At 72.3% G+C, this 22398-nt stretch carries 20 protein-coding genes and 1 other RNA gene; 7 read left to right on the top strand and 14 right to left on the bottom strand.

What is annotated here, in order from left to right:
• Nucleotides 1–10: 10 nt before the first annotated feature.
• The 5 genes from mnmE to rpmH all read right to left on the bottom strand — a co-directional run bounded on the left by mnmE (nucleotide 11) and on the right by rpmH (nucleotide 3930).
• Nucleotides 11–1318: a tRNA uridine-5-carboxymethylaminomethyl(34) synthesis GTPase MnmE gene (gene mnmE, locus IPJ95_05875; protein MBK7923150.1), complete on the bottom strand. Its 1308-nt coding sequence runs from the start codon at nucleotides 1316–1318 to the stop codon at nucleotides 11–13.
• 106 nt (nucleotides 1319–1424) lie between these two features.
• Complete coding sequence (yidC, locus tag IPJ95_05870; GenBank protein ID MBK7923149.1) at nucleotides 1425–3095, bottom strand: membrane protein insertase YidC; 1671 nt, start codon at nucleotides 3093–3095, stop codon at nucleotides 1425–1427.
• 30 nt (nucleotides 3096–3125) lie between these two features.
• Nucleotides 3126–3347 carry a membrane protein insertion efficiency factor YidD gene (yidD, locus tag IPJ95_05865; GenBank protein MBK7923148.1) on the bottom strand — a complete coding sequence of 74 codons (222 nt, stop codon included), beginning with the start codon at nucleotides 3345–3347 and terminating at the stop codon, nucleotides 3126–3128.
• A gap of 83 nt (nucleotides 3348–3430) precedes the next feature.
• A complete protein-coding gene (rnpA, locus tag IPJ95_05860; protein MBK7923147.1) occupies nucleotides 3431–3658 on the bottom strand; it encodes a ribonuclease P protein component in 228 nt (75 codons plus the stop codon).
• A gap of 110 nt (nucleotides 3659–3768) precedes the next feature.
• A complete protein-coding gene (gene rpmH / locus IPJ95_05855; protein ID MBK7923146.1) occupies nucleotides 3769–3930 on the bottom strand; it encodes a 50S ribosomal protein L34 in 162 nt (53 codons plus the stop codon).
• A 126-nt stretch (nucleotides 3931–4056) separates the two neighbouring features.
• Between rpmH and dnaA the strand changes: the two genes are divergently transcribed.
• The 4 genes from dnaA (at nucleotide 4057) to IPJ95_05835 (ending at nucleotide 8182) form a co-directional block, all read left to right on the top strand.
• Complete coding sequence (dnaA, locus tag IPJ95_05850) at nucleotides 4057–5439, top strand: chromosomal replication initiator protein DnaA (GenBank protein MBK7923145.1); 1383 nt, start codon at nucleotides 4057–4059, stop codon at nucleotides 5437–5439.
• 221 nt (nucleotides 5440–5660) lie between these two features.
• The gene (gene dnaN / locus IPJ95_05845) at nucleotides 5661–6776 is read left to right on the top strand and encodes a DNA polymerase III subunit beta (protein MBK7923144.1); all 1116 of its coding nucleotides are present in this window, start codon (nucleotides 5661–5663) and stop codon (nucleotides 6774–6776) included.
• A gap of 76 nt (nucleotides 6777–6852) precedes the next feature.
• Nucleotides 6853–7776 (top strand): arginase, encoded by a 924-nt coding sequence (gene rocF / locus IPJ95_05840; GenBank protein MBK7923143.1) that lies wholly within the window; start codon nucleotides 6853–6855, stop codon nucleotides 7774–7776.
• A gap of 73 nt (nucleotides 7777–7849) precedes the next feature.
• On the top strand, nucleotides 7850–8182 hold the full coding sequence (locus IPJ95_05835; GenBank protein ID MBK7923142.1) for a hypothetical protein: 333 nt from the start codon (nucleotides 7850–7852) through the stop codon (nucleotides 8180–8182).
• Here IPJ95_05835 and IPJ95_05830 read toward each other — a convergent pair.
• The 7 genes from IPJ95_05830 to IPJ95_05800 all read right to left on the bottom strand — a co-directional run bounded on the left by IPJ95_05830 (nucleotide 8175) and on the right by IPJ95_05800 (nucleotide 15527).
• Nucleotides 8175–9011: an alpha/beta fold hydrolase gene (locus tag IPJ95_05830; protein ID MBK7923141.1), complete on the bottom strand. Its 837-nt coding sequence runs from the start codon at nucleotides 9009–9011 to the stop codon at nucleotides 8175–8177. The two genes, IPJ95_05835 and IPJ95_05830, sit on opposite strands and share 8 nt — an antisense overlap.
• Nucleotides 9011–9907, bottom strand: coding sequence for a transglycosylase domain-containing protein (locus IPJ95_05825; GenBank protein MBK7923140.1), 897 nt, complete (start codon nucleotides 9905–9907; stop codon nucleotides 9011–9013). The genes IPJ95_05830 and IPJ95_05825 overlap by 1 nt, the downstream gene beginning before the upstream one ends.
• An 8-nt stretch (nucleotides 9908–9915) precedes the next feature.
• The gene (locus IPJ95_05820; GenBank protein MBK7923139.1) at nucleotides 9916–10794 is read right to left on the bottom strand and encodes a hypothetical protein; all 879 of its coding nucleotides are present in this window, start codon (nucleotides 10792–10794) and stop codon (nucleotides 9916–9918) included.
• A gap of 2 nt (nucleotides 10795–10796) precedes the next feature.
• Entirely contained in the window at nucleotides 10797–11567 is a 771-nt protein-coding gene (locus IPJ95_05815) for a hypothetical protein (protein MBK7923138.1), read from the bottom strand.
• Nucleotides 11568–11600: 33 nt separating this feature from the next.
• The gene (locus IPJ95_05810) at nucleotides 11601–11837 is read right to left on the bottom strand and encodes a hypothetical protein (protein ID MBK7923137.1); all 237 of its coding nucleotides are present in this window, start codon (nucleotides 11835–11837) and stop codon (nucleotides 11601–11603) included.
• A 115-nt stretch (nucleotides 11838–11952) separates the two neighbouring features.
• An RNA gene (gene rnpB, locus IPJ95_05805) (RNase P RNA component class A) lies at nucleotides 11953–12356 on the bottom strand.
• Between the two features lie 45 nt (nucleotides 12357–12401).
• Nucleotides 12402–15527: a protein kinase gene (locus IPJ95_05800; protein ID MBK7923136.1), complete on the bottom strand. Its 3126-nt coding sequence runs from the start codon at nucleotides 15525–15527 to the stop codon at nucleotides 12402–12404.
• Nucleotides 15528–15704: 177 nt separating this feature from the next.
• Between IPJ95_05800 and IPJ95_05795 the strand changes: the two genes are divergently transcribed.
• Nucleotides 15705–16553: a helix-turn-helix domain-containing protein gene (locus tag IPJ95_05795; protein MBK7923135.1), complete on the top strand. Its 849-nt coding sequence runs from the start codon at nucleotides 15705–15707 to the stop codon at nucleotides 16551–16553.
• Nucleotides 16554–16569: 16 nt separating this feature from the next.
• On the opposite strand, the gene pyrE is transcribed toward IPJ95_05795, so the two are convergent.
• Together pyrE and IPJ95_05785 are read right to left on the bottom strand one after the other, a co-directional pair.
• Complete coding sequence (pyrE, locus tag IPJ95_05790; protein MBK7923134.1) at nucleotides 16570–17124, bottom strand: orotate phosphoribosyltransferase; 555 nt, start codon at nucleotides 17122–17124, stop codon at nucleotides 16570–16572.
• Complete coding sequence (locus tag IPJ95_05785; GenBank protein ID MBK7923133.1) at nucleotides 17121–18008, bottom strand: serine/threonine protein kinase; 888 nt, start codon at nucleotides 18006–18008, stop codon at nucleotides 17121–17123. Before IPJ95_05785 ends, pyrE begins: the two co-directional genes overlap by 4 nt.
• A gap of 88 nt (nucleotides 18009–18096) precedes the next feature.
• On the opposite strand from IPJ95_05785, the gene IPJ95_05780 reads away from it, so the two are divergent.
• Both IPJ95_05780 and polA read left to right on the top strand, forming a co-directional pair.
• The gene (locus IPJ95_05780; GenBank protein ID MBK7923132.1) at nucleotides 18097–19446 is read left to right on the top strand and encodes a GWxTD domain-containing protein; all 1350 of its coding nucleotides are present in this window, start codon (nucleotides 18097–18099) and stop codon (nucleotides 19444–19446) included.
• 150 nt (nucleotides 19447–19596) lie between these two features.
• A complete protein-coding gene (polA, locus tag IPJ95_05775) occupies nucleotides 19597–22392 on the top strand; it encodes a DNA polymerase I (GenBank protein ID MBK7923131.1) in 2796 nt (931 codons plus the stop codon).
• Nucleotides 22393–22398 lie beyond the last annotated feature (6 nt).

The raw sequence follows: 22398 nt of genomic DNA, 5'->3' as shown, positions 1-22398 counted from the left end.
GTCCGTCGACTCACTTCCCCACACAGAACGACGCAAAGACTCTGTCCAGCACCTCCTCCACATCCACCACCCCCACCAGCGCGTCGAGGGCGCGCACCGCCTCCTGCACGTGGTGCGCGGCGAGCACCGCCTCGCCGCCCAGGCCGAGGTGCGTGGCGGCGGCCGCGAGCGCGTCGCGCGCGGCGGTGAGGGCCACCCGATGGCGCTCGCGGGTGAGCGCCGGCTCCAGGTCGGCGAAGCCGGCGCCGGACTGGAACAGCCGCGCGACGATGGCGCGCTTGAGCTCGGCGAGCCCCTGCCCCGTCACCGCCGACACCGGGAGCCCCTCCCCCTCGCCACCCAGGTCGGCCTTGGCGCGGACCAGCAGCGGTGCAGCCTCCGAACCGCCGAGCCGCCGAACCGCCAGGCCGCCCAGCTCCACCACCAGATCCGCCCCCTCCACGAATCGCCGGCCCATCGCCTGGCCCAGCGCGTCGAGCCGGTCGGTGGCCTCGCCGAGGCCGGCGGTATCCACCAGGCGGATGGGCCAGCCGTGGAACTCCACGTGGGCCTCGATGGCGTCGCGGGTGGTGCCGGGGATCTCGGTGACCAGCGCCCGTTCGCTCCCGAGCAGGGCGTTGAACAGCGACGACTTGCCGGCGTTGGGCGGGCCGGCCAGCACCACCAGCGCGCCGCGGCGCACCCGGTCGGCGAGCGGCGCGGTGCCGAGCAGCTGCTCCACCCCCGCGAGCACGGCGGCGCGCGCCGCCTCGATCCGCTCGCGGGAGACGGGGCCGTCGTCTTCCTCGGGGAAGTCCACGTCGTAGGCCAGCAGCGCCAGCAGCTCCACCAGCCCGGCGCGCAGCGCCGCGATGCGGCGGGTGAGGCCCCCCTCGAGCTGCACCAGCGCGGCGCGCGCCTGGGCCGGCGCCTCCGCGTCGATGAGGTCGCCCAGCGCCTCGGCCTGGAGCAGGTCGAGCTTGCCGTGCTGCACCGCGCGGCGGGTGAACTCGCCGGGATGCGCCGGGCGCGCGCCCGCGGCCTCGATCGCCGCCACCAGCCGCGCCGGCACCGCCAGCCCGCCGTGGCACTGGAACTCCACCACGTCCTCGCCGGTCTCGGAGCGGGGGCCGGGAAAGGCCAGGTAGATGCCGCGGTCGATCAGCTGCCCCGCGGCGTCGCGGAAGGCGGCGTAGTGCGCGGTCCGCGGCGGGTCGGCGCGGAAGGAGGGGATGACCTTCGCCGCGATCCCGAACGCCCCCGTGCCCGAGAGCCGGATCACCGCGAGCGCGGAGCGGCCGGGCGGGGTGGCGAGGGCGACGATGGGGTCGGAGAGCATGCCCTAAACTGCAGGGAAGGGGGAAAAGGGAAAAGGGAAGCGGGAAGGCGAGGTGAGCTCCTCGTGCCTTCCCGCTTCCCGTTTCCCGCTTCCCGGCGGTGCGCCGTCACCCCTTCTTGGTGCCGACTTCCGGCGGCTTCGCCTTGAGCCGCTCCTTGGCCAGGTACCACTGCTGCGGGATGCTGACGATGTTCTGCACCGCGTAGTACAGGTTGAGCCCGGAGGCGAAGTTCACGAACATCACCGTCATCATCACCGGCAGGAAGTACAGCATCATCTTCGACTGCGGGTTGGGCGGCATCCCGGCCATGCCCACCTTGTTCACCGCGAACATCGAGAGCCCCATCACCACGGGGATGATGTAGAGCGGGTCCTTGAGCGCCAGGTCGGGGAGCCACAGGAACGACTGCCCGCGCAGCTCGATCGAGTTCGACAGCACGAAGAACAGCGCCAGCAGGATCGGCCAGGGCAGCAGCAGCGGCCAGCAGCCGCTGAAGGGGTTCACGCCCTCGCGCTTGTACAGCTCCATCACTTCCTTCTGCATCCGCGCCGGGTCGTCCTTGAACTTGTCCTGCAGCCGCTGCATCTCGGGCTGCAGCGCCTGCATCCGGATGCTGGCGCGCATGCCCTTCTGGTTGAGCGGCCACAGCACGATCCGGATCAGCACCCCGAACAGCACCAGCACGATGCCGTAGGCCAGGCCCAGGTTCTCGTGCATGGACACCAGCAGCCAGCGCGCGCCCACCGCGATGGGCCGGATCATGGTGCGGAAGCCGGGCCAGCCGTAGGGATTGATGTCGTAGAAGCCGTGGCCGATCGCCTTGAGCCGTGGGTACTCCATCGGGCCCAGGTAGATGCGGTACTGGAAGTCGCCGGCGGCCGCGAGCGGCATGCCGAAGGTGACCTGCGCGTGGGTGGGCTTCTTGGCGGCGGGCAGCGCCTGCGCCGTGGCGCCGGAGAGCTGCGCCGCGCCGGAGTCGACCACCAGCACCGCGGCCACGAAGTACTTGGCCTTCACCGCGGCCCACTCGAGCGGGCCCTCGATGGTGCGCCGCTCCAGCGGGTCGAGCGAGGAGAACTTGGTGAGCTGCGACTCGTCGGTCTTGGTGACCAGGCCGAACTCGTAGTAGTTGGCCGCGCTGTCGGCCTCGGTCTGGCGGAAGCCGCTCCCCATGTCGATGAGCAGGTGCCCGCCCACCGGCCCGAGGCCGCTGACCCGGCCGCGCACCCCGATCAGGTAGTCCTCGGGGCGGAAGGTGTAGCTGAGCTCCACCGTGACGCCGCCGCGGCTCCCCTGCAGGGTGAGCGTCTCGGGCGAGCCCTTCGCCTCGAGCCGCCGGGCCGCCGCGCCGCCGACCGGCGTGAAGTCCCACCCGGCCAGCGGCAGCGTGTCGTTGCCGACGTTCAGCGCGAGCTGGTGGATCGGGGCGGGCAGCAGCTCGACCGGCTGGCCCTTCCCGATCGGGTCGAGGGCGTTGTAGCGGGCGAGCGTGGCCTGCACCATCGCGCCGCCGCGGGTGCTGAAGGCGTAGGTGTAGAGCGGGCCCGAGACGGTGATGGTGTCGGCGGTGGGGCGGATGCTGCCATCGGGCTCGACCACGCCCACGGGGCCGAACGCGCTGTCGCGGCCCAGCACCCGCCCGGTATCACGCGCCGTCGAGTCGCCGGGTTGCCGGGTCGCCGAATCGGCGGCCGTCACCACCGGCTTGGCCGGCGGCTTGAGGAAGAAGGTGGGGGCGATGGCGATGACCATCATCAGCCCAATCGCCCAGATCACACGGCGGTCCATGAGTGCCTATGCGTGGGGTCAGGGAACCGGGTCGTAGCCGCCCGGATGCCAGGGATGGCAGCGGACCAGCCGGCGGGCGCCGAGCCAGATGCCCCACAGGGCACCGTGGCGCTGCACCGCCTCGAGGGTATACGCCGAACAGCTCGGCGCGAACCGGCAGCTGGAGGGCAGACCCGGGGAGATGACGAGTTGGTACAGACGGATGAGGAGGATGCTGAGCCAGGTGAGCGGCGCCTGCAGCCAGCCGAGCGGGGTGGTGGGCCGGGGAAAGAGCCGTCGAGCCGCCGAGTCGTCGAGCCGCCAGGCGGTCGCGCCGCCGAACTTCACAGCCCGCCCACCCAGGTGAGCAGCTCGGTCCTGAGCGTCTGGAACGGCACGCCGTACGCTTCCTTCCGGGCCCGGATCAGGAGGTCCCGCCCGCCCTGCCGGGGCTGGATCTCCCGGCGCCACAGCTCCTGCAGGCGCCGCCGCAAACGATTGCGGGCCACCGCGCTGGACTGGAACTTCGGAACGATCAGTCCCATCCGTGGGTGGCCCACCATGTTGTCCATCCAGATGAACTCCAGCAAGCGCTGCCGGCGCCGGCGACCCTGCTCGAGGCACCGGAGCCGTTCGGCCCGGCCCGCGAGGCGGCTCGACCGCGGCCGCCGTTCGCCTGGCGTCAGCGGCTCCCGTCTTTGGAGCCGATGCTGACGACGAGCTGCTTCCGCCCCTTCTTGCGCCGGCGGGACAGGGTCTCGCGGCCCCAGCGGGTGGACATCCGGGTGCGGAAGCCATGCTTCGCGATCCGGCGCTTGTTGCGCGGACGGTATGACGGATTCATTGGAAAATCCCCTCAAATGAGCCTGCAAACCTAGCCAGGACCCCCCTCTCGGGTCAAGGTTGACTTTTCCACATCCGGCCCGTACGTTCGGCCACCCTTGCTAACGCCTCATCTCTCCTGAGTGGCATGCAGCAGTCCGCCAAAGACATCTGGAAGCGCATCCTCGACGAAGCCGGGCAGAAGCTACCCGACAAGGTCGTGCGCGCGTGGCTCGAACCCACCGAAGCCGTCGCCCTCGAGGACGACCGACTCGTCATTGCCGTGCCCGACGAGTTCGCCGCCAAGTGGAACGAGACCAACCACGGCGCCCTGCTCAGCCGGCTGGCCGAGTCGGTCGCCGGGAAGCCCGTGACCGTCACCTTCCGGGTCCAGGAAGACCGGCAGCGGCGGCCGCAGATGGACTTTTTTGTCAGTCCACCCGCCGGCGGCCACAGCTCGGTGCAGTCCAACCCGAGCAACCAGCCGCTCAACGACCGCTACAGCTTCGACTCCTTCGTCATCGGCAAGTCGAACCAGCTGGCCGCCGCGGCCGCCCACGCCGCGGTCGAGGCCCCGGGCAAGACCTACAACCCGCTCTTCATCTACGGCGCCACCGGGCTGGGCAAGACCCACCTGATGCAGGCCATCGCCCACGCCATGCTGCGGCGCAGCCCCGGCACCCGGGTGCTGTACGTGAGCGCCGAGCAGTTCATCAATGAGGTGATCGAGGGGATCTCGCGTCGCACCATGCCGGAGCTGCGCAAGCGCTACCGGCAGGACATCGACCTCTTCCTGGTCGACGACGTGCACTTCCTGGAAGGCAAGGAGGCCACCCAGGAGGAGTTCTTCCACACCTTCAACGCCCTGTACGAGGCCGGGAAGCAGATCGTCCTGACCTCCGACCGGCCGCCCAAGGAGATCCCGGGCCTCGAGGCCCGGCTGGTGAGCCGGTTCGAGTGGGGCATGGTGGCCGACATCGGCCAGCCCGACCTCGAGCACCGGATCGCCATCCTGCGCAAGAAGCAGGAGCAGGACCACCTCGAGATGACCATCCCGGACGACGTGCTCCGGTTCATCGCCGAGCACGTCCGCTCCAACGTCCGGGAGCTCGAGGGCTGCATCATCAAGCTGCTGCTCTTCGCGTCGCTCAAGCACCGCGAGGTGTCCATCGAGCTGGCCCGCGAGGCCCTGGCCGACAAGATCCGGCCCGGCGACGACCTCTCGGCCACCCCCAGGACCCTGCCCACCATCGACCGGATCCAGGACGTGGTGGCCCGGCGCTGGGGGGTGACCTCGGAGCAGCTCCGCTCCAAGGCCCGGATCAAGACCCTGGTGGTGCCGCGGCAGATCGCCATGTACCTGGCGCGGGACATCCTGCAGATGCAGCTGATCGAGATCGGGCAGGCGTTCGGGGGCCGCGACCACTCCACCGTGATCCACAGCGTGGACAAGGTCCAGCGGCAGATGGTGCGCGACCGCTCCTTCCGCGATCGCATCGAAAGCGCGCGCACGGAGCTGATTGCACAGTAGTTGTCCACGGAGGGTGTGGGCGATGTGGGCGGACGGGACAACCGGGGCACTTCTCCCGGATTCATCCCCACCCTCCACAACCGGTCCACAGGGCCGGAAGCCCCCAACCGGTGACGCAGCGTGGAGTTGGGGCGGCTGTCGACATATCCCCAGAGCCTACTACTGCTACTAGTTTAAATAAACAGAGAAACAGTAGTACTTCTTGCACGCCGAGGAACGGGATGAAGTTCACGATCACGCGGGAGCAGTTCCAGGAAGGACTGCAAGCCGTCACCGCCTCGATTCCCACGAAGACCACCCTGCCGGTGCTCTCGAACGTGCTCCTCGAGGCCACCGCGGACGGGCTCCGGCTCTCCGGGACCGACCTGGACATCGCGGTCAGCACCACGGTGCCGGCCAGCGTCGACCAGGAAGGCGCGATCACCCTGCCGGCCAAGAAGCTCTCGGACATCGTCCGCGAGCTGCCCAGCGCCGCCATCCGGCTCACCAGCTCCGGCGAGCAGCGGGCCACCATCGAGTGCGGCCGCTCCAGGTTCCGGCTCCTCGGCCTCCCCCGCGAGGAGTTCCCCGCCTTCCCCGCCGTCAAGTTCGACGCCGCCTGGCGCTCCAAGGCCGGCGACGTCCAGAAGCTGGTCTCCCACGTGGCCTTCGCCGCCAGCACCGAGGAGAGCCGCCCGATCCTCAACGGCGTGCTGTGGGAGCTCCGGCCCGAGCGGATGCGCATGGTGGCCACCAACGGCCACCGGCTGGCCCGCATGGACGTGCCCGTCACCGCCGGCATCGGCAAGGGCCAGGCCGACCTGATCATCCCGCCCAAGGCGCTGGACCAGATCCGCCGCCTCTTCGGCGACCAGGACGAGCTCGAGATCGCCAAGAGCGACAACCACCTCGGCTTCCGCTCCGCCACCACCCAGGTCTACACCCGGCTCATCGAGGGGCCGTACCCCAATTACGAGCAGGTCATCCCGCGCGAGAACGACAAGATGATGACCGCCGACAAGGCGGCCCTCGCCTCCGCCCTCAAGCGCATGAGCATCGTCGCCAGCGACCAGACCCACCGCATCCGCATGGGGCTGGCCAACGGCTCCTGCAAGCTCTCGGTGCAGACCCCCGACCTGGGCGAGGCGCAGGAGGAGCTCTCCGTCAGCTACGACGGCGAGACCATGGAGATCGGCTTCAACGCCGCCTACCTGCTCGAGATCATGAAGTACATGCCCACCGACGAGGTGCGCCTGACCTTCAAGGGCCCCGAGCGCGCCGCCACCTGCGAACCGGTGGGCTGGAACGACCCGGCGGCGTACCTGACCCTCGTCATGCCGCTCCGGCTGGTCGACTGAACGGCGGGACGCGGGAGGCGGGCACCGGACCCACCCGTCCTTCCCGCCTCCCGTTTCCCTCTTCCCGCGGTTCCCCATGGCCCCCCGCTCCCGCAAGCTGATCCACGTCATCGGCGTCCCCATGGACCTCGGGTCCGGGCGCCGCGGGGTGGACATGGGGCCCTCCGCCATCCGCATCGCCGGCCTCAACGACCGGCTGCGGGAGCAGGGCTACAAGGTCATCGACGAGGGCGACCTCGACATCCGCAACATGGAGGTCATGCAGGTCGGTGACCGCCGCGCCCGCTACCTCGCCGAGATCGTCCACGCCAACACGCTGCTCGCCGCGCGGGTGCGGGGCGTGCTCGCGAAGGGGCACATCCCCCTGGTGCTCGGCGGCGACCACTCGATCGCGGTCGGCACCATCTCCGGCGTGGCCGCCCACGCCCGCAGCAAGGGCCGCAAGGTCGGCGTGCTCTGGGTCGACGCGCACAGCGACATCAACACCCCGAAGACCTCGCCCTCCGGCAACGTGCACGGCATGCCGCTCGCCGCGCTGCTCGGCCTGGGCCCCGCGGCGCTGGGCCAGATCGCCGGCCGCTTCCGCAAGGTGGAGCCGGGCCACGTGGCGCTGGTGGGGATCCGCAGCGTCGACGAGGGCGAACGCGAGCACCTGCGCGCGCTCGGCGTGCACGTCTACACCATCGCCGACATCGACCGCCACGGCATCCATATCGTCATGGAGAAGGCGCTCGCCAACGTCACGAAAGACACCGACTTCGTGCACGTGAGCTTCGACCTCGACGCGGTGGATCCGGCGCTCGCGCCCGGCGTCGGCACCCCGGTCAAGGGCGGGCTCGACTACCGCGAGGCCCAGCTGCTCATGGAGTCCCTCGCCGCCGCCCGCGTGGTCAGCTCGCTCGAGATGGTCGAGGTGAATCCCATCCTCGACGACCGCAACCGCTCCGCCGAGTTCGCCGTGGAGCTGGTGCAGTCGGCGTTCGGGAAGCAGATACTCTAGGCGGTTCGACGGTTCGGCGGTTCGGTGCTCGAGCAGTTCCCGCTTCCCTTTTCCCGGTTCCCTCTTCCCGCCCATGGACCTCAAGAACAACCCCCCCGCCATGGCGCGACGCGGCGTCGGCCTGGCCATGGCCATCGCGAGCGCGTGGATGACCAACCAGGCCTGGATCCAGGCGCGCCGGGACGGCGCGTTCTCGATGCTCGCGGCGCTGGCCGGCCCCGCCTTCGTGGTGATCGGGCTCGGGCTGGTGCTGTTCAAGGGGTACCGGCAGGAGCGGCTGGAGCGGGGCGAGGACATCACGCAGCTGCAGGGGATGGACCTGCTCACGCCGCGGTGGAAGGCCGTGCTCGGCGTGGCGCTGGGGGCGGCCGCCATCAACTACGCGCTGCTCACCGGCCTCATCTGACCTCGGCGATGAACCCCGTCACCCGGTCCATCACCCCGGCATCCCGCATGATCGCGTGGTGGCCCAGCCCCTCGGTGCGCACGAACGTGGCGCCGGGCCACGCCTCGGCCACCGCCTTGCCGTCGCGCAGCGGGATGTCCAGGTCGTCGCGGTCGTGGATCACCAGCGCCGGGACGGTGAATTCGCGCACCAGGTGGGGCACGTAGAGGTCGCCGTACTTGAGCTTGTAGCGCCGCTCCAGGTTGGTGCGCAGCCGCTCCCGCGCCTTGGGTGGCAGCGCCACGTGGTCGGCGAACTGGTCGAAGAACTCCGGGGGCGCCGCGAAGGGCGCGATCAGCACGGCGCGCTGCAGCACCAGCCCGCGCGCCAGCGCCACCGCAATGGCCCCGCCGCCGAGCGAGTGTCCCACCGCCGCGTGCAGCGGTCCCAGCTGGGCCGCCACCTCGAGCAGGGCGGCGGCGTACTCCGGCAGGCTGGTGTGCTGCCCCGGCGAGCGGCCGTGGGCGGGGCCGTCGTAGGCCACCGCGGAGAAGCCCGCCGCCACCAGCCGCGGCACCAGCACCCGGAAGCGCGCGGCGCGGCTGGCCCAGCCATGCACCAGCAGCACCGTCGGTCCCTCCCCCCAGCGCCAGGCCGCGAGCGTACCCGCCGAGATCGGCAGGGCGAACGGCGTGCCGGTGGCGAGGAACTCGTCCTCGTGCGGGCGCGCGGCGGCGCGGGGTGGGTGGGTGAACAGCCGCTCGGCCAGGCGGGCCGCGCGCTCCGGCGCCACCCGGCCCAGGGTGCGCATGGCCGTCCGCACGGTGAAGAGCTGCAGCCGCTTCCGCATCAGGGGGCCGTCTCCGCCGTCGCATCGGCGGGGGCGGGCAGGGTGTCGGCCGGGGGCAGTTCGTCCGCTGGCGGGGCCTCCAGGGGCGCTGGCGCCGAATCGGGGGGCGTCGCCGTCGAGTCGGCCGCGGGCGGGGGCGGCTCCGCCTCGGTCTCCACCGTCGGCACCTCCACCTGCTCCCCCCGCAGCCGGCGCAGGATCAGGTTCTGGCGCCAGCGCATCCGGCCTGGGCGGTAGCCGGGGTTGGAGGAGAGCGGGAAGGGCAGCGTGCCGGCCAGCGCCGCCGCCTGCTCGGTGGTGAGCTGGCGCGCGCCCTTCTTGAAGTACTGCCGGCTGGCCGCCTCCACCCCCCAGGTGCCGCGGCCGAGCTCCACCACGTTCAGGTAGAGCTCCATGATGCGGTCCTTCCCCAGCGCCGACTCCAGCCGCCAGGTGATCACCGCCTCCTTCACCTTGCGCAGCGGGTTCCGCGAGGCGCTGAGGTACAGGTTCTTGGCCAGCTGCTGCGAGATGGTGCTGGCGCCGCGCAGCTTGTCGCGGCGGCTCCAGGCGTGGGGCAGCAGGGCGGTGAGCTCCCGGCGGTCGCGCGGGTTGTCCCAGGCAAACGTCCTCCGCTGGTAGCCGAGCGCGTGGGCCAGCGCCAGGTAGTCGATCCCGCCGTGGCGGCGGAAGTTGTTGTCCTCGCCGATGATCACGGCGTCCTGCAGCACCGGGGCGATGGAGTCGAGCGGGACGGGGCGGTACCGCACCGGCACGGTGTCGCCGGCGCGCATGGCCATGAAGGCGGTCTGCCGGGGCCAGTGGGTGCGGTACCAGAGGGGGGGCGGCCAGATGGCGAACAGCCACGCCACGAAGAGCGCCGCGAGCGCGAGGAGCAGGGTGAGGGCGCGGCGCATGCCGGGCCTCAGCGCAGCAGCGTGAACTGGAGCGTCGAGGATTCCCGCGCCGGCACCGACTGCCCGATCGTGGGAAGGCTCACCACCAGGTCGGTCCAGCGGCGGCCCTCCACCTGCACCACGCGGCCATCGGTGAGCAGCTGGTAGGCCAGGCTGTCGGCGCCGGTGCCCGTCACGCTGATGGGCTGGCCGAACTGGGTGCCGGTGCCGCTCGCGCGGCGGCTGCGCAGCACCTCCACCGGCACGGCCCCGGTGGCGGAGAGCAGGGTGCCGGCGGCGAGCTGGCTGTGCACCACCTCGGTGGCGGCGAAGGCGCTCACCCGGCCGTCCATGGTGGTGGAGTCGGTCCAGCGGGCGCCGGGGAGCACGCCCTGGGGCGGGAGCGGGGGGAAGAGCAGCTGCAGCTCGTCGCGGATCTGGCTCGCCGCGAGCGAGGGCGAGGTGCCGGCGTCCACCCGGGTGTGGCCCGTGGTGTCGCGCCAGGCGGTCCACCGCGCGCTGCGGGCGCTGTCGAGCAGCAGCGCCGCGAACGCGAAGCCGCTGTCGGGGCGCACCGAGTCGACCACCGCGGTGATGCGGCTGCCGCTGTCGGCGTGCACCAGGGTGAGCGTGAGGTACGCGGTGCGCGCCAGCTGCTGCACCTGGGTCTCGCCGCTGGGCATCGTGGCGGCCAGCGAGTCGCGGCGGTGGAAGGCGTAGCGGACGATGCCGCCGCCGCTGCGGGGATAGCGCAGCGCCACCGGCGGCGCCGGCGTGGTGCGGACGGGGTCGATGCTGGGACGGGGCGTGGCGGGCGCCGGGGCGGGCCCCCCGGGACGGCTCGCGGGGCCCCCCGAGGCGCATGCCGCGCCCAGGAGCAGCCCCGCGATCCGCCAGCCGTGACGCATGGCTACTTGAGCAGCGCGGTGGAGCCCTCGAGCTTCACCGTCACCGGGATCGGCTCCGGGAGCTGGGCCACGGTGACCGCGATGTTCTGGGTGCCGGTGAACGTCGACGAGAGGCAGGTGCCGTCGGCGGCCACCACCCAGTTGGCGCTGCTGGTGCCGTTCCCCTCGAGGCTCATGCTGCCCTGCGGGCCGTTCTGCTGCCCCGACATCGCGGTGCTCGATGCGCCCGCCAGCATGACCACCTTGGCGCCGTCCATCATCCCGCCCGAGGTCTGGAAGTTGGTGACGGTGCGGACCGCCACGCCGTCGTTGTCCGCCTCGGTGGTGTCGGTCCAGCTCTGGCCCTCGCGGGTGCCGGCCTTCATCGGCGGCAGCAGCTGCTGCAGCACGCCCTGCATGGTGTTCGCGGCGGGATTCTCGGAGCCGCTCGTGAGGTCCTTCACCCGGCCGTTGGGCTGGCGGAAGCCGGTCCACGTGGTGCCGGCGGCGCCCTTGGCCATCTCGCCCGCGAAGGGCGAGCCCTCGCCCGGCAGCAGCGAGTCGAGCACGATCGTCAGCGCCTGGCCGCCGGCGCTGTCCTTGGTCGTGACGGTGACGAACCCGGTGTTGGTGAACTCCTGCTTCTGCTCACCCTGCCCCACCGCGGTGAGGTCCTGGGTGACCGCGGTCTTGACCTCGACCCGGTACCGCGCCGGCCCCGCGGGGGCCGCGTTGGTCCACGCCGCGAGGGCGCTCACGCTGACCAGGGCGACCAGCCAGGGACGAACCGTCATGACTTCCTCTGTGTGATGGGAGATGGAGTGCGACTAGAGCGAGGCCGGCGACTGCAGGTCCGCCTTGGTCTTGCCGAAGACGGCCACCAGTTCGACCTCGTCGGAGGTGACCTTGAGCAGGCGCCAGCCGCGCTTCCACATGTCCTGCCGCCAGGTGGCCAGCCGGTCCCAGTCCGTGGCCGCGGTGCGGAACACCCGCAGCTCCGCCACCTGCTCCCACGAGTCCGGGTACGGCTTGTTCCGCTCCGGCGACGACGACGATCGGCTCATGCGTAACACCCTGCTGGACAGCGACTAAGGAAGCTACCCCGGGCACCCGGGGGACGGGAGGGCCGGGGCGCACCGGTGGGCGCGCACGGCCGTGCGCACCCCCCGGCGATCCCCGGCCCCAGGCCAGACCGTAAGCCGAGTTCTGTTTCCCTCGGGGTTGCCCCTCCGGGAGATGGTCATCTATCTGGGACGGTCGTCGCCGACCGCCTCGAGCAGCCTACCCGCGGCTTGGAATCCCGGGGCAAGCCCCGTCGTCCCATGGGCGGTGTGGGTCACACCTCGCCGCTTATTTGGCCTTGCACCGACTGGGGGTTGCCGTGCCCCCTCGCTTACGCTCGGGGCGGTGGGCTCTTACCCCACCGTTTCACCCTTACCGCCGGCTCGCGCCGGAGGCGGTCTGTTTTCTGTGGCCCTGTCCGTCGCCTTGCGGCGCCCAGGCGTTACCTGGCAGTCTACCCGGTGGAGCTCGGACTTTCCTCGGGACCGGTTGCCCGGCCCGCGACCATCACGTCCAGCCTGTGTGGGAAAGATACGCCGGGACCCCTGACGGGGTCAGGGGGGCGCCTACCCGGGGCCGGCCAGGCCGGCCAGCCGGCTCCGCACCCGGCCGATGAGCGGGCCCAGCGTGCTGTCGGCGTCCGCCCACTGGGCCAGCGCCCCCTCGTACTCCTTCCGGGCCAGATCGGGCTTGCCCTGCCCCTCGTAGATCTCTCCGCGCAGCACCCGCGCCTGGCCCAGCAGCAGCCAGCGCACGTCGAACCCCTCGGTGTCGAAGTGCTCCGGCGCGAAGATCTCGAGCGAGGCCAGGGCGCGGGTGTCGTCCCCCAGGGCGTGCCAGGCGTGGGCCGCGATCATCCGGCGGTAGCCCCACCACTGGGGGCGCTTGTGGTAGATCGCCGGGGTGGCGGAGTCGGGGAGCGTGAGCAGGGCGCGGGCCCGGGTCGAGTCGCCCCGGTCGAGGGCGCTGAGGGCCTGCAGCTCGGGCGGCGTCGGGTTGCCGTCGAGGGCCTGCAGCTCCTCGAGCGGGCGCGGGTTGGAGGGGTCCTGCAGGAAGAGCCCCATCGCCGCCGCCCAGCCGAAGTTGACGATCATCGCGCGGGTGCCGCGGGGCGCGCGGCGCGCGCTGTCGGCCACGTCGTCCCACAGCGGCTGCAGCCGGGCCGCCGGCGCGCCCAGCGCCGTGAACAGGTGGCTCTGCAGCAGGTAGTCGTACAGCGTGCGGCGGCCCAGCCGCTGGGACTGCGGCGCCGCGGGGAGGTAGTCCGCGCTCACCTCCGCCGCGAGCGAGAGGCTCCGGCCCGCCAGCTCCACCTTGCCCGCGTAGCCCAGCAGGTTGGCGCCCCCCGCCACCTCGCCCACCGCCTCGATGGGCAGCCGGGTCACGTCGAAGTCGGCCGCGGTGAGGGTGTCGAGCGCGCCGGCCACGGTGCTGAGTGCCTCGCGGGCCTCGCCGGTGGCGGCGAGCACCCGTCCCCGGAGGAAGGGGAGGTCGGCCCGGTCGCGGCCCTCGGGCGCCAGCCGGAGCCGGTCCATCTCCCGCAGCGCCTGGGCCCGGTCGTCCGCGGCGAGCAGGGCATAGAGCAGCGCGTTCTGCGCGTGCCCGTTCTCCGGCTGCCGCGCCATCCAGTCGCGCGCGCTGGTGATGCCGTCGGTGCGGGCCCGGCGCACCGCCTGCGCCAGCGCAAAGGAGTCGAGCGCCGGCCGGCCCCCCTCCCGCTCCGCCGGCACCAGGGAGTCGTTGGGCAGCAGCGCCATGAACGGCTGGTCCTGCGCCGCCTGGCGATAGATCCACGCCAGGTGCTCGAAGGCCAGGAAGTACTCCGGGTCGAGCGCGAGGGTGCGCTTGAAGGCGCGCAGCGAGCGGGTCATCCGCGCCGCGACGTTGGCCGTGGCGGTGTCGTGGAACCAGGCGTCGCCCAGCCCGTACCAGGCGTCGGCGTCGGTGGAGTCCTTGGCCAGCAGCGCCCCGTACGCGGCCTGGCCCCGGGTGTAATCGCCCTCGAGGAAGTGCCGGTAGGCGGCGATCATCGCGCGGTCGTGCTCGGGCAGCCGCTCCGCGAAGCGGGTGGCGCGCTGGATCGAGACCAGGCCCAGCGAATCGGCGGGCCCGGTCCGCCAGCCCCGGGTGAGCGAGAGCTTGTAATACGCGAGCCCGAAGGTGCTGTCGGCCTCCACCGCGTGGCGGAAGCCGTCCTCCGCCGCGCCCAGGTTCCAGCGGTTGAGCTCGTCCACCCCCGTCAGGTACGCACGGTACGCCTCGATGGACGGCGTCGTCACCCGGGCCAGGTCGGCGGTCATCCCGGCCGGCGCGCCGGAGATGTTGAGCAGGCGCGCCGCCAGCTGGTCGAAGAGCGGCCGCGCGTCGTCGCCGGGGCGGCCATGGACCTCGGCGGCGTCCACGCGCGCGCCGCTCGAGACGTCGAACACCCGCGCCAGCAGGTGCAGCGAGTCGCCCACCCGGGTGAACTCCCCCAGCACCACGGTCCAGGCGCCGGCGTCGCGGGCCAGCCGGCGCGCCATCTCGAGGCCGAGGGGGGCGCGGGCGTCGAGCTTGCGGCGGGCCAGCAGGTCGTGCAGCCGCTCGTGGTCCACCACCGTGAGGTCGGTCCACTGCGACAGGTTGAGCGCCAGCATGCTCACGCTGCCGTCGCGCAGCCACTCCACCGCCGGGTCCTGCCGCTGGTTGTCGAACGGCAGCACCAGGATCGAGTGCCGCGGGTTGACCCCCTCGGGCGGCCCGCCGGGCCGGAGCGCCAGGAAGCCGACCACCAGCAGCGCCAGGCCCAGCGCCGCCGCCGCCAGCCCGACGCGGCGGCCCCGGCGGGGCGCCACCGGCGCGCTGGTGATCCCCTGCACCGCGTTCCGCATCTCGGCGCCGGTCTGCCACCGCCGCGCCGGATCCTTCTCGAGCGCCCGGGTCACCGCGTGCGCCAGTGCCGCCGGGGTCTCGGGGCGCTTCCCCGCCACCGGCGCCGCCACCTCGGCCAGGTGCTTGGAGGCCACCGCCGCCGCATTCTCGGCGCGGAAGGGCGGCCGGCCGGTGAGCATCTCGTACGCCACCACGCCGAGGGCGTAGAGGTCGCTGCGGGCGTCCACCTGCTCCCCCGCGGCCTGCTCGGGGCTCATGTAGGTGGGGGTGCCCACCGCCACGCCCTGCGCCGTGCGGGCGCCATCGACCTCGCCCGCCATCACCCGCGCAATACCGAAGTCGGCCAGCATGGCGCGGCCGGAGCCCTCATCCAGCAGGATGTTCTCCGGCTTCACGTCGCGGTGCACCAGCCCGGCCCGGCCCGCGGCATCGAGCGCGTCGGCCAGGTCGGCCACGATGCGCTGCACCTGGTCCACCGGCAGCGCCCCCTCGCGCTGCAGCCGCTGCCGCAGGCTCTCGCCGGGGACGTAGTCCATCACGTAGTAGAAGACCCCGGTCGCCTCGCCGGCGGTGTGCACCGCCACGATGCCGGGATGCCGCAGCCGCGCGATCATGCGCGCCTCGGCCAGGAACCGCTCGGTGATGGTGGTGTGGACCGCGAGTTCGGGATGGACCACCTTCACCGCCACGGGGCGGTCGAGGGTGGTGTCGCGCGCCAGGAAGACCACGCCCATGCCGCCGTGGCCCAACGCCCGCTCGAGGCGGTACTGCGCTCCCAGCGCCGCCTGCAGGCGGGCCATCAGTTCCGGCGGCTCGGTCATGGTCCTGAACTTAGGTCGGGAGACGGGAGACGCCTACGGGGGCCCCCCGGTGGACGGGTCCCCTCCGGGCCTGACGCGCCGGGCCCCATGAAGGTTGCACCCTGCGCCGTGCCGCGATTGAACGAGGGTTGAGCACTCCACCGTATGCTGGCGGCCATCTCCCGACCGGATGCCGCCATGCCCCCACGCCCCACCGCCCCCATCGTTGCCACCGTGCTCCGGCCCGAGGAACGGCCCCGGGTGGAGGCCGCGGGCACCGGCTGGTTCTCGCTGGTGCACCGCGAGTCCATCCCGGAGGCCATCCGCGCCGTCCGGGAGCGCCCGGTGGATGCCGTGCTGGTCTCGGTGCACCAGTGCCCCGAGCAGCAGTTCGACTCCCTGGGCCAGCTGGTGCGCGGCTTCCCCGGCATCCCCACCGTGGCCCTGGTCAGCAGCCACGACCCCCGCGGCTCGGAGGTGCTGCTGCACCTCGGCGCGAGCGGGGTCCGCCAGGTCATCGACGTCACCGGCCCCGAGGGCTGGCACCGGCTGCGCAGCCTGCTGGGCCAGCCCGCCACCCGCGACGCCGCCCGCATCCAGGGCCCCGTCCTTGCCGCCCTCGGCGACGACATCCCCCCAGACACCCGGCTCTTCTTCGAGGCGCTCATCCGCCTGGCCCCCGAGGTTCCCACCGCGCTCCAGTTCGCCGCCCAGCTCGGCATCCCCTCCACCACGCTCATGTCCCGCTTCGGTCGCGCCGGGCTCCCCAGCCCCAAGAGCTACCTCGCCGCCATGCGGCTGGTGCACGCCACCCTGCTCTTCGAGCGCCAGGGCTACACCGTCGCCGACGTGGCCTACCGGCTCGACTACTCGTCTCCCCAGAGTCTCGGCCGGCATGTGCGGGGCTTGATGGGGATCACCACGTCCGAGCTGCGCCGGCGCTTTCCCTTCGACGCGGCGCTGGACCGGTTCCTGGTGCTGATGGTGGAGCCCTACCGGGAGGTGTGGCGGCGCTTCCGGCCCCTGGCCCGGGGCGGGAAGCGGTGAGCGTGGCGGGACCGGCCTACTTGAGGCCCAGGCGGGTGGAGGTCGTCAGCGCAACTACCGTGTGACCGGCAGCCTCGAGGGTGGCCCGGCCCCCCTCCTCGCGATCGACCACGGCCAGCACGCCCAGCACGGTGCCGCCCTCCTCGCGGATGGCCTCGATGGCCTTGAGGGCGGAGCCGCCGGTGGTGATCACGTCCTCGACCACCACCACGGCGTCGCCGGCGGTGAAGTTCCCCTCCACCCGGCGGCCGGTGCCGTGGGCCTTGGCTTCCTTGCGGACGCTGAAGGCATCGAGGATCGGGGGGCGGCCCGCGCTGGCGGCGGCGATGGCGTAGGCCACCGGGTCGGCGCCCATGGTGAGCCCGCCGATGCTGCGGGGCGCCCAGCCGGCCTCGCGCAGGGCGGCGAGCCCCAGCTGGCCGATGAGCACCAGCCCCTCGGCGGCCATGGTGGTGAGCCGGCAATCGATGTAGAACGTGGAGGTGCGGCCGGAGGCCAGCACGAAGTGGCCCCGCTTGACGGACCGCGCCAGCAGCAGTCGGTCGAGCGCGGCGGAATCCGCGGTGGTCATTTGCCGAAGAGGCTCTTGAGGAAGCTCTTGCGCTCGCCGCCCTGGCGCAGCGCGGTGCAAAGTCTGGCGGTGAACTCGTCAACCGTCTTGCTGCGCTTGCCCAGGTCGCGTTCCAGGCCGGCCATGATAGCCTCTTCCACGGCCACCGGGAACTTGAGCCCCTTCACCGCCTGGTTGAGCGGGGTGGGCGGCTGGGTGAGCAGCTGCTGGAACAGCTCCCGGGGGGAGCGACCGTTGTAGGGCAGGGCGCTGGTGAGCAGGTAGTAGGCGATCGTGGCCAGGCTGTAGACGTCGGCCTGCTCGCTGACCAGCTCGCCGGAGAGCGCCTCGGGGGCCACGTACTGCAGGGTGCCCACGAAGAACCCGGTGCGGGTGAGCCGCTCCTCGGGCTTGAGGTCGGCGTCGCGGGCGATGCCGAAGTCGAGCAGGACCGCGCGCTGGGTCTCGGGGTTGTACTGGATGTTGGCGGGCTTGAGGTCCCGGTGGATGATTCCCTGGCCGTGCGCCGCGGTGAGCGCCCCGCCGATCTGCTCGATGATGTGGCTCACCAGGGCGGGGGCCAGCTGCCCGGAGCGGATGGCGAACTTCTCGAGCGCCTCGCCCTCGACCCACTCCATGGCGAGGTAGTACAGGTCCTCGGTCTGGCCGTAGGTGTACGTCTTGACGATGTTCGGGTGGTTGACGCGCGTGCCGAACTCCGCCTCGCGCAGGAAGCGCTTGATGGCCACCGGGTCCTGCGCCAGGCGGGTGCGCAGGACCTTCACGGCGGCGATGCCGGTCTCGGGGTGTTCGGCCTTGTAGACGGTGGCCGTCCCGCCCTCACCCACGTGGGCGAGGAGGCGGTACCCGGCGATCGTCCGGCCGATGAGGCTGTCCTGACTCATGGGATGCTCCAAGCTAGTCCCGCTCCAATGGGGGAGCAAGCAGCCGTTGCTTGACGCTCTTCCACCACGATCACTAAGCTAGGTCATGATGCCCCGACCCACTGCCGCCGTCGCTGCCCTGCTCGCCCTCGCGCTCACCGGCTGTGGTTCCTGGGGCCGCGTGGGCAGCCAGCCGCAGCCCAATCAGGGCCAGACCCTGACCCAGATGCTGGACCTCACCACCGTCTACCGGCGGCTGGGACGGCTCACCGCCGGCCCGCCGCTTCCCTTCGTGGCCGAGGTGGGCTTCTTCGGCGGCCCCGGCGACTCCACCGTCGCGCTGATGGGCCTCTCGCTCGAGAGCCGCAGCCTGGCCTTCCAGAAGGACGGCGACGCCTTCGCGGCCCGCTACCGGGTGGAGTTCTCCGCCACGCCGGTGGGCGGCGGGGCCACGGTCGTCTCCGCCAAGGACCAGACGGTGCGGGTGGGGACGTTTGCCGAGACCCAGCGCAACGACGAGAGCGTGCTGTACCAGGACGGTCTCACCCTCGCGCCGGGCAGCTACCGGGTGGTGCTGCTGGTGATCGACCAGCTCGGCGCCCGGACCGGCCGGGCCGAGGCGGTGTACCAGGCGCCGGCCTTCGCGCCGGGCAGCGTCTCGGCGCCGCGGCTGGTGTACCAGTCCTCGGGGCGCGGCACCCGCGAGGCGCCGCTCGCCGTGATCCTCAACCCGCGCGGCACCGTGGCCTACGGCGGCGACACCGCCGCGGCCTACGTCGAGGCCTACGGGCTCACCGGGCCCACCACCGTTCCCGTGGTGCTCCGCGACATGCGCGACAGCGTCATCCGCACCGACTCGCTGCGCTTTGCCGGCGGCCAGGCCGTGGAGAGCGCGCTCATCCGCTTCACCCCCGACTCCGCCCCGCTCGGCGAGCTGCACATCGTGGTGGGGAGCGGCCCGGCGCAGGACAGCACCATCGCCGTGGTCTCGTTCTCCCAGGGCTGGGTGGTCACCAACTTCGAGGACCTGGTGGCGCTGCTCCGCTTCTTCACCCCCTCGCCCGGCCTCGACTCGCTGCGCAAGGCGCCCGCCGCCGAGCGGGGCGACGCCTGGAAGCGGTTCTACCGCGCCTCCGATCCCAACAGCGCCACTCCCGCCAATGAGGCGCTCGACCTCTACTTTGCCCGCCTGGCCCGCGCCAACCTGCGCTTCCGCGACGAGGGCGTGGCCGGCTGGCGCACCGACCGGGGCGAGGTCTACATCCGCCTCGGCGAGCCCGACGAGATCTTCGACGCGAGCCCCGCCAGCGAAGGCCGCCTGATCCGCTGGGGCTACACCGGCTACCAGCTGGTGCTCTACTTCGTCGACGAGACCGGCTTCAGCCGCTACCGCCTGACCCCCGGCTCGCGCGCGGAGCTCGAGCGGGTGGTGGCGCGGCTGTCGCGCCAGGCGGACTGAGACAGGCCGCGGGACGCGGGACCGGACGGCGTAGACCAGGGGCGCAGGCCCCGTCGCCCCGTTCGTTCCGCTTCCCGCTTCCCGCTTCCCGTTTCCCGTCGTCTCCTCCCCGCCCTACCCCCCCCGGCGTCGCGGCGGCACATTCCGTCCATGCCGCATTCGCCCCCCCAGCTGTTCCTCATCGACGGTTATGCCCTGATCTACCGGGCCTTCTTCGCCCTCATCTCCCGGCCGCTCCGCACCACCCGCGGGGAGAACACCTCCGCCGCGTGGGGGGTGGTGAACTTCCTGCTCCGGCTGCGGGAGAAGTACCGGCCGGAGTACCTGGCCTGGGTGCACGACGCCGGCGACTCCTTCCGCACCGCGCTCTATCCCGAGTACAAGTCCACCCGCGAGAAGCTCGACGACGAGCTGCAGGCCGAGTTCGACCGGTCGGTGGTGCGGATCGAGCAGCTGCTGCGCGCCTTCCGGGTGCCGGTGGTGGCGGTGCCGGGGTACGAGGCCGATGACGTCATCGGCACCATGGCGCGGCTGGGGGTAGACCAGGGGTGGCAGGTGGTGGTGGTCTCGGGCGACAAGGACTTCTACCAGCTGATCGGCCCGCGGGTGGCGCTGCTCAACCCCGGCCGCGGCGGCCCCGGCGCGGTGGACGAGCTGTGGGTGGACGAGGCCAACGCCGCCGACCGGCTCGGCGTGCCGCCGGCGCAGGTGGTGGACTACCTGGCGCTGGTGGGCGACGCCTCCGACAACGTGCCCGGGGTGAAGGGCATCGGCAGCAAGGGCGCGGTGGAGCTGCTGGCGCAGTTCGGCAGCCTGGAGGCGATGCTGGGCCGCGCGGGCGAGGTGAAGGGGAAGCGGGCGCGGGAGGCGCTGGAGCAGCACGCCGCCGACGCGCGGCTCTCCCGCCAGCTGGTGACCATCCAGCGCGACGTGCCCGTGACGCTCGACCCCGCGGCGCTGGCGGAGCAGGAGCCGGACCGGGCGGAGCTGCTGCGGGTGGTGAGCGAGCTCGAGTTCTACACCCTGGCCAAGCGGCTGGAGGGCGCGGCCGAGGGCGCCGCGGCGCCGGCGGCGGCCGTGGCGCCCACCGCGCCCGGGACCGACGCCCCGGGGATGGCGGTGCCGGTGCTCGACGACCCGGCGGCGCTGCCCGCGCTGCTGGAGCGGCTGCGGCGGGCGCCGCTGGTGGCGCTCGACACCGAGACCAGCTCGCTCGAGCCGCACGACGCCGAGCTGATCGGGCTGTCGCTGGCGGCGGCGGCGGACGAGGTGTGGTACCTGCCGTTCGGCCACCGGCCCCCGGCGGGGGAGCTCGCCGCCCCCGACCCGGTGCGCAACCTGCCGCCGATCACCGATCCCGCCTGCGCCGGGCTGGTGGCGCTGCTGCAGGACCCGGCGGTGCCCAAGGCGGGGCACAACCTCAAGTACGACTGGCAGGTGCTGCGCCGGGCGGGCGTGGAGCTGGCGGGCGCGGCCTACGACTCCATGCTCGCCAGCTTCGTGCTCGACCCGGGGCGCCGCTCCCACGCCATCGACACCCTGAGCCTGGAGCACCTGGGCCGCGGGATGCGGAGCTACACCGACCTCACCGGCAAGGGCAAGGCGCAGATCCCCTTCGCCGAGGTGCCGGTGCCGGAGGCGGCGGCGTACTGCGGGGCCGACAGCGCCACCGTGCTGGCGCTGCACCAGTTCTTCGCGCCGTCGCTGCGGGAGATGGGGCTCGAGCCGCTGCTGCGCGACCTCGAGATGCCGCTGGTGCCGGTGCTCGTGGACATGGAGTGGGACGGCATTGCCATCGACGCCGCCCGGTTCAGCCGGGTCTCGGTGGAGCTCACCACCGACCTGGTGGCGCTCGAGGCGAAGATCGCCCAGGCCGCCGGCGCCACGGTCAACCTCAACTCCCCGAAGCAGCTCGCCGCGCTGCTGTTCGAGAAGCTGCAGCTGCCGGTGCTCAAGAAGACCAAGACCGGCCCCTCCACCGACGCCGACGTGCTGGAGCAGCTCTCGGCCATGGGGCACGAGGTGCCGGGCCTCATTCTCGAGTACCGCGAGGTGCAGAAGCTCAAGAGCACCTACGTGGACGTGCTCCCCGCCCGGGTGAACCGCGCCACCGGCCGCATCCACACCAGCTTCAACCAGACCGGCGCCGCCACCGGCCGGCTCTCCTCGTCCGAGCCCAACCTGCAGAACATCCCGGTGCGCTCGCCCCGGGGCGAGGAGATCCGCAAGGGCTTCGTGCCCGCCGCGGGGTGCCGCTTCGTGGTCGCGGACTACTCGCAGATCGAGCTGCGCCTCATGGCGCACCTCTCCGAGGACCCCGCCTTCATCGCGGCCTTCCGCTCCGGCGACGATATCCACCGGCAGACCGCGGCGGTGATCTTCGGGGTGCCCCTGCCTGACGTGACCGGCGAGATGCGGGCCCGGGCCAAGACCATCAACTTCGGCACCATCTACGGCCAGGGGCCGTTTGCCCTCTCCCGCCAGCTCGGCATCACCCAGGAGGAGGCCCGGACCTTCATCCAGCAGTACTTCGAGCGCTTCGCGGGGGTCCGGGCCTACCTCGACCTGCAGGTCCGGCTGGCCCGGGAGCACGGCTACGTGGAGACCCTCTTCGGCCGGCGGCGCTACATCCCGGAGATCAACGAGAAGAACTTCAACCTGCGGGCCTTCGCCGAGCGCACGGCCCAGAACACGCCCCTCCAGGGGTCGGCGGCCGACCTGATCAAGGTCGCCATGGTCCGGATCCACGCCGCCCTGGCCGAATCCAGGCTCCCGGCCCGGTTGTTGCTACAGGTGCACGACGAACTGGTCCTCGAGGCCGAGACCGCCGCGGTGGACCAGGCGGTGGCGCTGGTGCGCCGGCATATGGAGGGGGCGGCGGAGCTCAAGGTCCCGCTGGTGGTGGATGTGGGGGTCGGGGACAACTGGCTCGAGGCCAAACACTGAGGAGCA

It is taken from the genome of Gemmatimonadota bacterium (assembly GCA_016713785.1).
GTDB lineage: Bacteria > Gemmatimonadota > Gemmatimonadetes > Gemmatimonadales > GWC2-71-9 > JADJOM01.
Note: the sequence above shows the minus strand (reverse complement) of the source record. Positions and strands in the feature narration are given on the sequence as shown.

What these genes read in the sequence shown, in the direction of transcription:
- mnmE (MBK7923150.1), bottom strand. Translation starts at nt 1,318, where the DNA reads ATGCTCTCCGACCCCATCGTCGCCCTCGCCACCCCGCCCGGCCGCTCC.
- rnpA (MBK7923147.1), bottom strand. Translation starts at nt 3,658, where the DNA reads ATGGACAACATGGTGGGCCACCCACGGATGGGACTGATCGTTCCGAAG.
- rpmH (MBK7923146.1), bottom strand. Translation starts at nt 3,930, where the DNA reads ATGAATCCGTCATACCGTCCGCGCAACAAGCGCCGGATCGCGAAGCAT.
- dnaA (MBK7923145.1), top strand. Translation starts at nt 4,057, where the DNA reads ATGCAGCAGTCCGCCAAAGACATCTGGAAGCGCATCCTCGACGAAGCC.
- dnaN (MBK7923144.1), top strand. Translation starts at nt 5,661, where the DNA reads ATGAAGTTCACGATCACGCGGGAGCAGTTCCAGGAAGGACTGCAAGCC.
- rocF (MBK7923143.1), top strand. Translation starts at nt 6,853, where the DNA reads ATGGCCCCCCGCTCCCGCAAGCTGATCCACGTCATCGGCGTCCCCATG.
- IPJ95_05835 (MBK7923142.1), top strand. Translation starts at nt 7,850, where the DNA reads ATGGACCTCAAGAACAACCCCCCCGCCATGGCGCGACGCGGCGTCGGC.
- IPJ95_05830 (MBK7923141.1), bottom strand. Translation starts at nt 9,011, where the DNA reads ATGCGGAAGCGGCTGCAGCTCTTCACCGTGCGGACGGCCATGCGCACC.
- IPJ95_05825 (MBK7923140.1), bottom strand. Translation starts at nt 9,907, where the DNA reads ATGCGCCGCGCCCTCACCCTGCTCCTCGCGCTCGCGGCGCTCTTCGTG.
- IPJ95_05820 (MBK7923139.1), bottom strand. Translation starts at nt 10,794, where the DNA reads ATGCGTCACGGCTGGCGGATCGCGGGGCTGCTCCTGGGCGCGGCATGC.
- IPJ95_05815 (MBK7923138.1), bottom strand. Translation starts at nt 11,567, where the DNA reads ATGACGGTTCGTCCCTGGCTGGTCGCCCTGGTCAGCGTGAGCGCCCTC.
- IPJ95_05810 (MBK7923137.1), bottom strand. Translation starts at nt 11,837, where the DNA reads ATGAGCCGATCGTCGTCGTCGCCGGAGCGGAACAAGCCGTACCCGGAC.
- IPJ95_05800 (MBK7923136.1), bottom strand. Translation starts at nt 15,527, where the DNA reads ATGACCGAGCCGCCGGAACTGATGGCCCGCCTGCAGGCGGCGCTGGGA.
- IPJ95_05795 (MBK7923135.1), top strand. Translation starts at nt 15,705, where the DNA reads ATGCCCCCACGCCCCACCGCCCCCATCGTTGCCACCGTGCTCCGGCCC.
- pyrE (MBK7923134.1), bottom strand. Translation starts at nt 17,124, where the DNA reads ATGACCACCGCGGATTCCGCCGCGCTCGACCGACTGCTGCTGGCGCGG.
- IPJ95_05785 (MBK7923133.1), bottom strand. Translation starts at nt 18,008, where the DNA reads ATGAGTCAGGACAGCCTCATCGGCCGGACGATCGCCGGGTACCGCCTC.
- IPJ95_05780 (MBK7923132.1), top strand. Translation starts at nt 18,097, where the DNA reads ATGCCCCGACCCACTGCCGCCGTCGCTGCCCTGCTCGCCCTCGCGCTC.
- polA (MBK7923131.1), top strand. Translation starts at nt 19,597, where the DNA reads ATGCCGCATTCGCCCCCCCAGCTGTTCCTCATCGACGGTTATGCCCTG.